Origin of the sequence: Desulfotruncus arcticus DSM 17038 (assembly GCF_900113335.1) — a bacterium.
Classification (GTDB): Bacteria; Bacillota; Desulfotomaculia; order Desulfotomaculales; family Desulfallaceae; genus Desulfotruncus; species Desulfotruncus arcticus.
The window spans coordinates 19,132-32,039 of record NZ_FOOX01000003.1; the positions used below are offsets into that span (position 1 = coordinate 19,132).

Consider the following 12,908-nt stretch of genomic DNA (forward strand, 5'->3'; position numbering starts at 1 on the left):
ACCTCCTTTGTAAATATAATCAAAAGATAGAATTATCTAAATGGTCTATATTTTTAACGCAATAATTATGCCAAAAAAGCAAGGTGCATTCATCTCCTTTTAAATATATGATTCGTCAAAATTCGAGCTTAAAAGTGCAAAAAAAATAATGCTTTTAACGGCAAAAATAAATTGCAATGTAAAAAAATTGGACAGTAAAAAGAAAAAAAATAATCTTAATCGATAATGGTTAAATAATTATTACTTATGCATTTTACTTTATATCATATTTACGGATTCGATATTGAAGGCTTTGTCTTTTAATATCTAATTTACGGGCTGTTCGGGAAATATTCCATTTGTTTTTCTCCAATACATGTGATATTACAACGCGCTCTAGTTTTGATAAAGTTTCTGCTAGCGGTTCATCTTGTAATGGAATTGTAATATTTATGGTATTATCCGAAATACCATCGGTTGTACGTTTTATATGAGGAGGGAAATGTTTTGGCAGAAGAACGGTCTCTTCATCTTTAATTAAATTCATAGCCGACTCAATTGCATGTTGTAATTCACGCACATTTCCAGGCCAGGAATAGTTTATTAAAAGGTTCATGCTTTCTTCAGATATTCGCATAATATTCTTGCATAGTAAATTATTGTATTTTTTTATAAAAGCATCTGTCAATAAGGGTATATCTTCCTTTCTTTCACTTAATAAAGGAATCTCAAGATAGACAGCACTCAATCTATAGTATAGATCTTCACGCAGTTGTTTTTCTTTGATAGCTATAGCGGGTTCAACATTGATGTTGCTTATAATGCGTACATCTACAGGATTTTCATGAATATCACCTAATCGTCTATTCATTCCTTCCTGCAAAACCCTTAATATTTTTGCCTGTAACCCAATACTCATTGAATTTATTTCATCTAAAAGTAGAGTACCTCTATTGGCTTGCTCAAATAATCCAGGTCTATCAACGGCTCCAGTATAGGCACCTTTGACTGTGCCAAAAAGAATTCCCTCTAATAGATTTTCAGGAATGGCAGCACAATTTATAGCGATAAATGGATTGTTTGCTCTTGGGCTGGCATTATGAATACTTTGGGCAAAAAGTTCCTTTCCTGTACCTGTTTTGCCATAGATTAAAACATGGGAACTACTTCTGGCTGCTCTTTTTGCCCATTTTATAGTTTGCTTTATGGAGTAGCTTGCCCCAATAATATCATCAAAAGAATATTTGGTAGTTTTGCTACTCTTTTTTAAATGACTGTTATTATTAAATAATTGTCCTTGAAGTTCAACTATTTTATCTGAGAGTTCTTTAATTTTAGAGTAATCCTTCATAATTGAGACTGCGCCAATTACTTTATTGTTTTTAAATAAAGGAAAAGTACTGCACATTATGCTTAAATTTTTACCGCTAATAGTCGTGTAATTTTGGTAACGGTCAAGGATAGGTTTGCGTTGTCTAATCGCCTGAAGAAGAAAACTTTTGCTTTCTGATAAATTATAAATGCTAGTTAAGTGTTTTCCTAAAACTTGTTCCTTTAATAAACCATCAAGTCGCTGGAGGGCATCATTATACTCTATTATTCTGCCCTGTTCGTCTACAACTAAAAAGGCATCATCAATTGAATTAATAATAGTAGTTAAAATATCCATATTAAATTGAGATTCCGGTTCTAAAAAAAGCATGAATCGGGCATCTGTTTTATTTAATTCAATAAAGCTAATTTTAACCCTGACACCTTTCGGTGAATCTACAATCGCCTGTATAAGGTTATCCTGAACAAAAAACTGTTGGCATAACTCTTTTAATGGCTTCCCTAATGCCCTAACTTTGGAAGTAACTAGCAATTCCTGTGCTTTTTGGTTTATATCAATAATATGGTAATCTTTGTCAAGAATTATAACTCCTTGAGGAAGGCTATTAAATATTTCAATTATAAGTTCACTTGAAATACCTTTGTTTTTACTCATTTAAAAATTGTTCTCCTTCCTTCGCTTTGTAATAGATATTATCGTATTTTTACTTTTTTGAAAATATAAAAATCAAGTATTCAATCCAGTATGAATTAATTCAACACTGGTGTACTATCTCGTGATGTCAGGGTTGGCTACAGTGCCAACCTATTTTGCATTCATAATCTTTTACATATGCAATTTGATTTTGCAGTTTCGAAGTTACTTAAATAATAATAAAAATTATGTCGAATTCTACTGGGTTTTATTGCTTAAGAAATTTGGCATGGGAATTGCACGAGGTTCTCTTAATTAAGAAGGAGTTAAACAAGTATATAGATAATTGGAATAGTTTTGAAAAAATAATTGCATAATGGAGGTTTTTTAATGAAGCTCAGTAAAATCTGGTTAAACATCAATGGCGCGGACCGCATGGTTGTTTGTAATCCGGAAAAAGATTCTCTTGCCGAAGTGCTGCGCCGTATTGGACTGACAAGCGTCAAGGTTGGCTGTGGAACAGGAGTATGCGGATCATGCTCAGTCATACTTAACGGCAAGGTCATTCGCTCATGTACAAAGAAACTTAAGGCCGTGGAAGAGTACAGTAAAATTATTACACTTGAGGGTATTGGCACCCCCGGTAATTTACATCCTTTGCAGGTGGCTTGGATGAACTATGGAGCTATTCAATGTGGCTTCTGTACTCCCGGTTTTATTGTTTCCGCTTATGCCCTGCTTTTAGAAAACAATAATCCTACTCGGGAAGAAGTAAGGGATTGGTTTCAAAAGCATCGTAACGTCTGCCGTTGTACAGGCTACAAACAGCTTGTTGACGCTGTGATAGCAGCAGCTAAGGTTGTCCGGGGAGAGGCTAAGATTGAAGATATTACCTTCCAGCCTTCCAAAGATGGCGGGTGTTACGGGAAACCTTTGGTCCGGCCTTCTGCTCTGGCCAAGGTTACTGGTCTTGCCGATTATGGAGATGATATAGAACTTAAAATGCCTGCCGAAACCCTACATGCAGCCATTGTCCAGCCCAGGGTTGCCCACCATGCTAAAATTCTCAAGATTGACACCTCGGAAGCGGAAAAAATGCCGGGTGTAGTGAAGGTTATCACTTATAAGGATATTAAAGAAAATGGTGGAACAAATCAGATGGCGGAGGCAAACTTGCATGAACGCAGTACGGTAACTCTGCCCAGCCGTAAAATTCTTTGTGAAGATAAAATATTCCGTTATGGTGATGTTGTTGCCCTGGCTATTGCCGATACCCAGGACCATGCCCGTGCTGCAGCCGCCAAAGTAAAAGTAGAAATTGAGCAGCTTCCTGAATATCTTAACTACTTGGATGCCGTTATGCCGGATGCCATCCGGGTACATGACGATACCCCCAACCTATTCTGCCAGCAACCGGTTTTAAAAGGTGCAGCCCTTGATGATGCTTCAAAAGTAGCAGATATCATTGATAATTCCGCCTATTCCGCTGAGGGAAGTTTCTATTCTACCCGGGAACCGCATCTTTCTATTGAAGGATGTACTGTCCAAGCCTATTTTGACGAAGATGATTTTCTAACCATTCATTGCAAGTCCCAGGGACTTTACACTTCAATCAGCCGGATCGGCAATTCTATCGGCGTTCCCCGGGAAAAGCTGCGCATTGTGCAAAACTTCACCGGAGCCAGTTTCGGTTGGTCTACCAATGCCGGAGATCTCTGTCTGGTTGGTGCTGCCGCCGTTGCAGTTAAGGGACCTGTTGCCCTGTCTCTCACTTACGAAGAGCATCAGCACTTTAGCGGGAAGCGCTGCCCATGCCACTCAAATGGACGAGTAGCCTGTGATGAAAACGGCAAAATTACCGCTGCCGAATTTGACTTTGGTATGGACCACGGTGCCTATTCCTGGGGCGGCGACCACGTAATCGAGAAACAAGTGCGCTTCACTTTCTTCCCTTATTATCTACCTCATGTGGCAGGCCTCACCCGGGCCGCCAATACTAACCACACTTTCGGGACCGCATACCGCAGCTATGGCTCGCCTCAGGCCTACACTTTATCTGAGGCCCTTATGGACATGCTGGCGGAGAAAGCGGGCATTGATCCCTTTGAGTTCAGGTGGAGAAATATTGCCAGAGAAGGGCAAACAAATATCAACAGCCATCCTTTCAAAGAATACCCTATGGAAGAAATGATGAATATCATGCGTCCTTATTATGAAAAAGCCGTTACCGAAGCTAAAGCTGCTGATACTCCGGAAAAAAAGAGAGGAGTGGGGATTGCCTGGGGTGGCTTTAATGTTACCGAAGGTGGCACCGACCAGTGTACCATTACCCTGGAACTGGCTCCTGACAACATGATTGTTAAATACGATACCTGGCAGGAAATGGGCCAGGGCGGCGATGTCGGCTCTTTGATGGTAACTCTGGAAGCATTGAAGCCCATGGGTGTAACTCCTGAGCGCATAAGGCTTGCCCAGAACGACTCCAAAATTTGTCCCGACAGCGGTATGTCCGCTGCCAGCCGTTCCCACTATATGAACGGCAACGCTACTAAGTTGGCAGCTGAGAAGCTGATGGATGCCATGCGAAAAGACGACGGTACGTATAGAACTTATGACGAAATGGTGACCGAAGGCATCGAAACCAGATATGAGGCTAAATATTCGTGTACCGCTACTCCCGGGATTACCCGCTTAAATCCCAATACAGGAATAGGTGATCCAACCCCTGCTTATACCTATGTATTGAACCTGGCAGAGGTAGAGGTAGATACCGCAACCGGTAAGACGAAAGTGCTTCGCTTTGTCTGCGTGTATGACGTAGGGAAAATAGGCAATATTGATGCTGTTAACGGCCAGGCTTATGGGGGTATTTCCCACAGTATCGGTTTTGCGCTCAGTGAAGATTACAGCGACGTGAAGAAGCACACAAATATTGCATCCAGCGGTGTTCCTTATATTAAGGACATTCCGGATGAAATAATTCTTATTCCACATGAAACTTACCGTAACGACGGGCCTTTTGGTTCCTCCGGAGCTTCTGAAGCCTTCCAGTCCTCCGGTCATATTGCTGTATTAAATGCTATTTACAACGCATGCGGGGTACGTATCTATGAGATGCCGGCCAAACCGGAAAAAGTAAAGGCTGGTCTGGATATTCTGGCCGCAGGTGGGAAGATCGAGCCTCCGAAGAAGTATTTTCTTGGTTCCGATTTATATGAAGAGCTGGAAAACATAAAGACTAATCCCGTGGCCTTCCGCGGTGATGATATGTTTAATGCTTTGGGTGACTCCCCGGACGAAAGATTCTATTAATCTAACAAAGGTTATCTAACAAAGGTTTGTCATAGTTAATAATTCGTGCCCGGATTGGATCTACTGGCGCAATCCGGGCGCAATAATCTGGAGAAAACCCTTATGGAAAAAGAAAGAAAGATCATTACCACTTGTTTGAAAGATGAACCGGCTTTTTGCACTACTGTATGTCCTTTTTATTTGGATGTAAGAGATTTTATGGGAAAAATGCAGCGTGGTGGCTTTAATGCTGCCTTCAGACTCTACCATAACGCGGTGGGATTTCCGGGCATTGTCTCTCAACTGTGTAACGAACCCTGTAAAAATGTCTGTCTCAGACGGGAAAAGGGCGGAGCGGTATCCATGAGGCTTTTGGAAAAGGCCAGCATGGACTATGCTAATAGAATTAATCCCAACTGCTATAACATGCCGCTAAAAAATAAAAAAATAGCTATTATTGGTGCCGGTATCAGCGGCTTAGCCTGTGCCCTGCGTCTCAGCGCCAAAAAATATCAAGTGACAGTTTTTGAAAAAACCGACCGACTTGGTGGACACCTGTGGAATATTCTCCCCTCTGAGGTTTTTCTTAGTGACATTCATAGGCAATTTATGTATGAAGAATATAAACTATGCTTGAATACGGAAATTACAAATCTAGACAAACTAGAATTTGATGCCATATATGTCGCCACAGGAGCCGGTGGGACTGATTTCAATCTTAAACGGGATGAAAGTGGAGCCTTTGCAAGCATCAAGCCTGGCGTTTTTTTAGGTGGTTCGCTTATGGGAAGGAACAGTACACAGGCTATCGCCGATGGACTCCATGTGGTGAATGCTATTGAAAGATATATTAAAACCGAAGGTATGAACGCTCCGGAAGAAAACCATAGTACGCGCCTGCATTTGCATTCGGACCGTCTTGCCTATCTGCAACCGGTATTACCTTCAAACGGGAATTCCTATACCCGGGAAGAGGCTTTGCAAGAAGCAAACCGCTGCGTGAAATGCACTTGTGATGAATGTATAAAACAATGTGATTTAATGAGAATTTATAGAAAATATCCCAAAATAATTGCAGATCAGGTAGAGGCTACTATAAACCCTGGTACTTTGGCAGGAAACGGTACCATTGCTACCCGTTTTATCTCTACCTGTAATCATTGCGGACTTTGTAAGGAGGTGTGTCCCCAGGGTATTGACGTGGGAGATTTTCTGCTGCAAAGTCACCGGGCCATGCGGCAAAAGGGTGCTATGCCCTGGGCTTTTCATGACTTCTGGTTGCGGGATATGGAATATGCCAACGGGGAAGCGGCGGGACTTTGCCGGCTTCCTGAAGTGTGTAAAAAAAGCCGATATGTTTTTTTCCCCGGCTGTCAATTGGGAGCCTCGGACACGCGGTATGTTACAGAGAGTTACCGTTTTTTGCGGGCTCATTATCCCGATACGGCATTAATCCTGGGATGCTGCGGCGCTCCTGCAGATTGGGCGGGGGATGAGCCACTTCATGGGAAAGTGATGACTAAGCGGCGAGAGGAATGGATTTCTCTCGGAAAACCAACTGCTGTCTTTGCCTGTCCTGCTTGCAAGCAAATGTTCCAAAAATATCTCCCTGAAATTGAAAGCGTGTTTCTTTATGACTTGATATTAAAATGGGGAAGTACCCCATCCAAAGATGCTGCAGGTGAAATTGTTTCAGTTTTTGACCCCTGTTCCAGCCGGGACGAGCCGAAACTTCAGCAGGCCGTACGGGAACTGTTAAAACAAGCCGGTTTTAGTCTTCAACCACTTGCCTATGAAGGAAAGTACGCCCGGTGCTGCAGTTGGGGTGGCCAGGTTTCGGTTGCCGGTCCTTCCTTTGCCCGGGAGGTAGTAAAAGCAAGAATTGCAGAAAACCAAAATCCCTATATTGCTTATTGTGTCAATTGCCGAGACATTTTTTCGGCAGCGGGTAAGCATTGCTATCATATTCTTGATGTATTATTTAACCTAAACGGTCTCCGGCGTACCCCCCCTACCTTTACAGAACGCAGAAACAACAGAAGCATACTTAAACGCAAGCTGCTGGAGGAATTTTGGAATGAAAAGGACGTAAAGGAGCCAATGGCGCATAAAATTAAACTGTATATTTCCCCGGAGTTAAAGCAAAAACTGCATGATGAAATGATTTTGGAAACCGAAGTTCAAACTGTGGTTGAGTATTGTGAAAGCTCCGGCAAGAAAATTGTTAATATGGACAACAGCTCTTTTACCGGACATCTGGTGATTGGCTACATGACCTATTGGGTAGAATACCGCGAGGCCGAGGGCGGGTTTTTGCTACTCAATGCTTACAGTCATCGGATGACGATAGAGGAGGCATAAATAGGATGACAGAAAAGAAAACACTCATTTGTTATCAATGCAAAGTGGAACTTGAGATGGCAAAAACCTGTTTTGAATATTTAGGCCTCAGCTTTCATACCAATGTGCTTAAATGTCCGAAATGCGGCCTGGTGTTCATACCGGAGGATTTGGCAAAAGGACGGATGGCTGAAGTGGAAAAGCAATTAGAAGATAAGTAATGACATAAAGGAGTCCTAATTGTATGAAGCTGATAAAAACTACAGAAGCGGAAGGTCATGTCCTGTGTCATGATATGACACAGATTATTCCAGGCGTTGTTAAAGACGCAGTTTTTCGTAAGGGACACATTGTCACAAAAGAAGATATCCCGGTACTACTGTCCATCGGTAAAGAATACCTCTATATCTGGGAAAAAGATGATACAAAATATCACGAAAACGAAGCAGCAGAGATTTTGTGCGAAATTTGCAACAATGAGTATATGGAGGCCTCAGCAGTCAAAGAGGGAAAAATTGAACTATTTGCGGCTGCGGACGGTTTTTTTAAAATTGATGAAGAAAAGGTAAATGCAATAAACGCTCTGGGAGAAATGATTATTGCCACCCGGCATGGAAATTTTCCGGTCAAGAAAGGTGACCAATTGGCGGGAACCCGGATCATCCCTTTGGTTATTGAAAAAGAAAAAATGAGAAAAGCAAAAGAGATTGCCGGCAGCAAGCCTTTACTAAGAATTATGCCGATTAGACATAAAAGAGTAGGTATCGTAACTACAGGTAACGAGGTCTATCGTGGCAGGATTCAGGATGCTTTTGGGCCGGTGATTCGGGAAAAACTGGGGGAATATGACACTGAGGTATTAGGACAGACAATTGTAAATGATGACCCTCAAAATATTGCCAATTGCATTAAACAATTTATTGACAAAGGTGCGGAAATAGTGGTTTGTACCGGCGGAATGAGCGTAGATCCGGACGATACCACACCAACTGCGATAAAAAGTGTGGGAACGGAGTTGATTTCTTACGGTGCGCCTGTACTTCCCGGCGCTATGTTCTTACTGGCATATACCGAAATGGGAATTCCGGTTTTAGGACTTCCGGGTTGTGTCATGTATGCAAAGAGAACAATTTTTGATTTGGTACTGCCCAGGGTTCTGGCAGATGAAAAACTGACGGCAGAGGATTTAAGTCTTCTCGGCATTGGTGGGTTGTGTTTAAACTGCGCTACATGCTGCTTTCCCAATTGTGGATTTGGAAAATAGTGAAAAAATCATTACTTGTGTACTATCTCGTTATGTCAGGGTTGGCTACAATGCCAACCCATTTTGCATTCTTAATCTTTTACATGTGCAATTTGAATTTGCAGTTTCTGGGTTCATTAATCAATTATATAAATCATGTCTAATTTTACTGAGTTTTATAGTTTAGAAAAGTTGGCATGGTTATTGCGTAACATCAATTAAGCAATAAATATTGTCAATTTATTGGTATTTTCGACAATTCATTTTAAAAGAATGCTTTTGAAAGGAGGGAAAGATATGCGTATATCTGAACACCCCATCTTGGAGTTTCCGAAAAAAAGGGAGGTAACATTTACATTTGAGGGTCAAGTCCTTACCGGACTGGAAGGAGAACCAATCGCCGCCGCACTGCATGCCAACGGGATCAAGGTTTTAAGACACAGTCATAAGGATCATCGGGCCAGAGGATTTTTCTGTGCCATTGGCAACTGTTCTTCCTGTTATATGGAAGTAAATGGAGAACCAAATGTGCGAGTTTGTGTGGAAGAACTGAAAGAAGGAATGATAGTCAATAGACAGGAAGACAAAGGAAAATACACGCGGAGGTGATAAAAGATGAAGACTGCGGAAATAGCCATTGTAGGTGGCGGTCCTGCAGGTATGTGCGCAGCTTTAGTAGCTGCAAAACAAGGGGCAAAAGTAACATTATTTGACAGCTCAAAAATCCTTGGGGGGCAGTTGATCAAACAGACCCATCGTTTTTTTGGATCGGAAAAAGAACATGCCGGAACCCGTGGGATTCAAATATGTGCCATGCTGGAAGAAGAAATCCGTAAGAATGAAAACATCGAGCTGCATTTGGATGCCACGGTTTTGGCAGCTTATGAAGATAAAATTATTGCCTATGAAGAAGGCGACAAGTATGAAAAGATGGCCTGCAAAAAGGTTATTGTAGCTACCGGAGCATCAGAAAAAATGCTGGCTTTTGGTAACAACGATCTACCCGGTGTTTATGGAGCCGGAGCGGTTCAGACGCTAATGAATGTACATGGAGTAGTGCCTGGACAGAAAGTACTGATGATAGGTTCAGGAAACATTGGGTTAATCGTATCCTACCAATTAATGCAGGCCGGTTTAAAAGTCGAGGCTATTATCGAAGCAGCCCCCACCATCGGCGGATTTAAAGTACATGCCAGTAAAGTACGCCGGATGGGCGTACCAATTTTAACCTCCCATACTATTTTAGAAGCATGTGGTACCGAATGTGTTGAAGGGGCAATTATCAGTCAGTTAGATGAAAAATGGAGTCCTATTCCCGGCACAGAAAAACGGATTGATGTTGATGTGATCTGCTTATCTGTAGGGCTGTCTCCGTTAACAGAATTATTTTGGCAGGTAGGATGCGAAATGAAACATATTTCGCCTCTTGGCGGTCATGTGCCGGTTAGAGATGAAAATCTTGAGACCACCGTTTCCGGATTTTATGTTGCGGGAGATGCCTCAGGAGTGGAAGAAGCCAGCGCGGCTATGATTGAAGGTAAAATTGCTGGTCTGTCGGCAGCCGCATCACTTGGTTATGACCAAAATTATGCCATGTTAAGGAAGGAATATCTGGAGGATATCGGGATACTACGTTCCGGACCGGTAGGAGAAAAAATTAGACAAGGCCTGCAAATTCTTGCAGGATAGGGGGTGAAGAAGTGTTTGATAAAACAGGAGTAGCAACACCGGAAATGTTAAAGGAAATTGTGCCGAGTGAAGAAAGGCGAAAAAGGGGACCATATGCGGTATTTGAATGTTTTCAGAAAATACCCTGCAACCCATGTCAAACCTCCTGTAAATTCGGTGCAGTAGCAGTGTTTCAGGATATAAATAACACTCCACAAGTAGATTTTGAAAAATGTACAGGTTGCGGGGTTTGCGTCAGCAACTGCCCAGGGCTGGCTATTTCTATAATAGATGAAACTTACAGTGAAAATGAAGCAACGATTAAAATTCCCTATGAACTTCTCCCCCTGCCTATGGTAGGACAAGTTGTTGATGCTTTAGATCGGGAAGGCCAAGTCATTGGAAAAGCACAGGTTATTAAGGTGCAAAGTTCAAAGGCCTTAAACAAAACTAATGCTATAACGATCGCAGTACCGAAAGACCAAGCCATGTTAGTGAGAAACATTGGATTGGGGGGAAACTGATGAGCGAGAAAGGAAAAACTTATTTATGTCGGTGTGAGGACATTACATTAGAGGAAATCCAGGAGCTGCTCAAGGATGGTGTCCAAACCTTTGAAGAGATAAAAAGAATCACCCGCTGTACGATGGGTCCCTGTCAGGGAAAAACTTGCAGAAACCTGATTACCCAAGAAATTGCCAAAGCTAGAGGAGTTAAGCCTGGGGATGTGGATGTTCCCACCTATCGTGCTCCGGCTAAACCCATTAAATTGGGTGAACTAGCAAAGATAGGTGGTGAAAAAGATGCGTAAGAGTGCAGATGTAGTGGTAATTGGCGGGGGTGCTGTGGGTTGCGCCACAGCCTATTATTTAGCAAAAAAAGGCTTTAAGAACATAGTTTTGCTAGAAAAAACTTATGTGACTTATGGAAGTACCGGAAGGTGTGCCGCCGGGATCAGGCAGATGTGGGGCACCGAAATGAACTGTCTGATTTCCAAGGGTGCTTGTGAGTTGTTTAAACAAATTGGCGAAGAATCCGGTTACGGAGATATCGAATTTGAGCAGAGAGGCTATTTGTTGATTACCTATGATGAAAGTCAAGCAAAGATGCTGGACAAAAACCTAGCACTGCAGAACCGTCTGGGATATCCCTCAAAGAAATTAAACGCAGAAGATGCTAAAGAATTAGTACCTGTGTTGAATACGGAAGGTTTAGTTGCCGCTTATTACGGTCCGGAGGACGGATACATCAACCCATTTAAATCCACCTATGCCTTTGCTATGGGATCAGAAAAACTTGGCGTTGAAATTAACAACTATACCGCAGTAACAGGATTTGAGACTAAAGGAAGGCAGATTATAGGAGTGGTTACGGATAAAGGCACAATAGCCACCAATACGGTGATCAACTGTGCCGGTCCCCATGCCAAATTTATCGGGCAGATGCTTGGGATGGAGCACCCGATTGAACCGGAACGGCACCAGATTATGGTTACCGAAGCCGTAGAACATATGGTGGACCCACTGGTGATGTCATTCCACCATAGTTCATATATTCAGCAGGTAAGACATGGAGGATTTCTCTTAGGATATGGTCATCCTCATGAACCAAAAGGGATAAACTTTATTAATTCTTCGGATTTTATGGAAGAGATGGCAAAAAAAGCAGTATTCCAGATTCCCGCATTAAAAGACATCCGGGTGGTCAGGCAGTGGGCGGGACATTATGATGTTTCTCCCGATGCCCAGCCCGTGATGGGAAAAGTTCCGGAATATGACGGGTATTTATTAGCAGTAGGATGCGGAAAGGGCTTTATGCTAGCACCTATGATTGGCAAGATGATGAGTGAATATATGATGGGTGAAAAATCTGTTATAGATGTTGAAAAGTTAAGCGTAGAACGTTTTGCTAAAGGTGAATTGATTATTGAGCCTGCGGTAGTCTAGAGTTTTAAAAAATGGCTCTTACATGTTAAGAGGATAAGGCTCTGCTGGAGAGCAATCCGAGCGCTTAGTGGGGGTCTGCCCGGGATATCAGGGGTAACTTTAGGGTTACTCCTCTTCCTTTTAGTAAAATCACCGATAAAATCCTACCTATGATATCTGAATGGCAATCTAGGCTAATGGATCGTGTAATATCCCATCACTTTCCTAGAGATTACTGGACTATTGTGCATATCAAATTGGATACGTGTATCAAAATGAGAGCCTGCGAGTTAAATCTTAATGCGCAGGCTTTTTGTATCATTATGAGATAGTAATAATCCTTGAGAAAGTAGTCATTCCATTCGCCGCCAAAAGGAACATTTTGCTGTAATGCCTGCTGCCGTTGGCTTTGGGGAGATTGCAAAATTTTTATACCTGAAGTTTTTAGGTGGCATGGTTGTTGCTCATAGTAATGTTGCAACAGGACTTATACAAT

The 12,908-nt window shown here is 42.1% G+C and carries 10 protein-coding genes and 1 pseudogene; 10 read left to right on the forward strand and 1 reads right to left on the reverse strand.

Annotated elements, in window-relative coordinates:
• Positions 1-253: 253 nt before the first annotated feature.
• Positions 254-1,966, reverse strand: a complete 1,713-nt coding sequence (locus BM056_RS04855) for a sigma 54-interacting transcriptional regulator (RefSeq protein ID WP_092469307.1) — start codon at positions 1,964-1,966, stop codon at positions 254-256.
• Between the two features lie 369 nt (positions 1,967-2,335).
• Between BM056_RS04855 and BM056_RS04860 the strand changes: the two genes are divergently transcribed.
• The 10 genes and pseudogenes from BM056_RS04860 to BM056_RS27760 all read left to right on the forward strand — a co-directional run.
• The gene (locus BM056_RS04860; protein WP_092469309.1) at positions 2,336-5,257 is read left to right on the forward strand and encodes a molybdopterin-dependent oxidoreductase; all 2,922 of its coding nucleotides are present in this window, start codon (positions 2,336-2,338) and stop codon (positions 5,255-5,257) included.
• A 102-nt stretch (positions 5,258-5,359) separates the two neighbouring features.
• Positions 5,360-7,597, forward strand: a complete 2,238-nt coding sequence (locus tag BM056_RS04865) for a pyridine nucleotide-disulfide oxidoreductase/dicluster-binding protein (protein ID WP_092469311.1) — start codon at positions 5,360-5,362, stop codon at positions 7,595-7,597.
• A 5-nt stretch (positions 7,598-7,602) separates the two neighbouring features.
• The gene (locus tag BM056_RS04870) at positions 7,603-7,797 is read left to right on the forward strand and encodes a DVU_1557 family redox protein (protein ID WP_092469313.1); all 195 of its coding nucleotides are present in this window, start codon (positions 7,603-7,605) and stop codon (positions 7,795-7,797) included.
• 23 nt (positions 7,798-7,820) lie between these two features.
• Positions 7,821-8,840, forward strand: a complete 1,020-nt coding sequence (locus BM056_RS04875; RefSeq protein ID WP_092469315.1) for a molybdopterin-binding protein — start codon at positions 7,821-7,823, stop codon at positions 8,838-8,840.
• A 276-nt stretch (positions 8,841-9,116) separates the two neighbouring features.
• On the forward strand, positions 9,117-9,428 hold the full coding sequence (locus tag BM056_RS04880) for a (2Fe-2S)-binding protein (RefSeq protein WP_092469317.1): 312 nt from the start codon (positions 9,117-9,119) through the stop codon (positions 9,426-9,428).
• Positions 9,429-9,434: 6 nt separating this feature from the next.
• A complete protein-coding gene (locus BM056_RS04885) occupies positions 9,435-10,508 on the forward strand; it encodes an NAD(P)/FAD-dependent oxidoreductase (protein ID WP_092469319.1) in 1,074 nt (357 codons plus the stop codon).
• A gap of 11 nt (positions 10,509-10,519) precedes the next feature.
• The gene (locus tag BM056_RS04890; protein ID WP_092469321.1) at positions 10,520-11,011 is read left to right on the forward strand and encodes a 4Fe-4S binding protein; all 492 of its coding nucleotides are present in this window, start codon (positions 10,520-10,522) and stop codon (positions 11,009-11,011) included.
• Positions 11,011-11,298 carry a (2Fe-2S)-binding protein gene (locus tag BM056_RS04895; protein ID WP_092469323.1) on the forward strand — a complete coding sequence of 96 codons (288 nt, stop codon included), beginning with the start codon at positions 11,011-11,013 and terminating at the stop codon, positions 11,296-11,298. Before BM056_RS04890 ends, BM056_RS04895 begins: the two co-directional genes overlap by 1 nt.
• Positions 11,291-12,433, forward strand: coding sequence for an NAD(P)/FAD-dependent oxidoreductase (locus BM056_RS04900; RefSeq protein ID WP_092469324.1), 1,143 nt, complete (start codon positions 11,291-11,293; stop codon positions 12,431-12,433). The genes BM056_RS04895 and BM056_RS04900 overlap by 8 nt, the downstream gene beginning before the upstream one ends.
• A 74-nt stretch (positions 12,434-12,507) precedes the next feature.
• A pseudogene (locus BM056_RS27760) lies at positions 12,508-12,643 on the forward strand (IS256 family transposase); the annotation flags it as partial.
• Positions 12,644-12,908 lie beyond the last annotated feature (265 nt).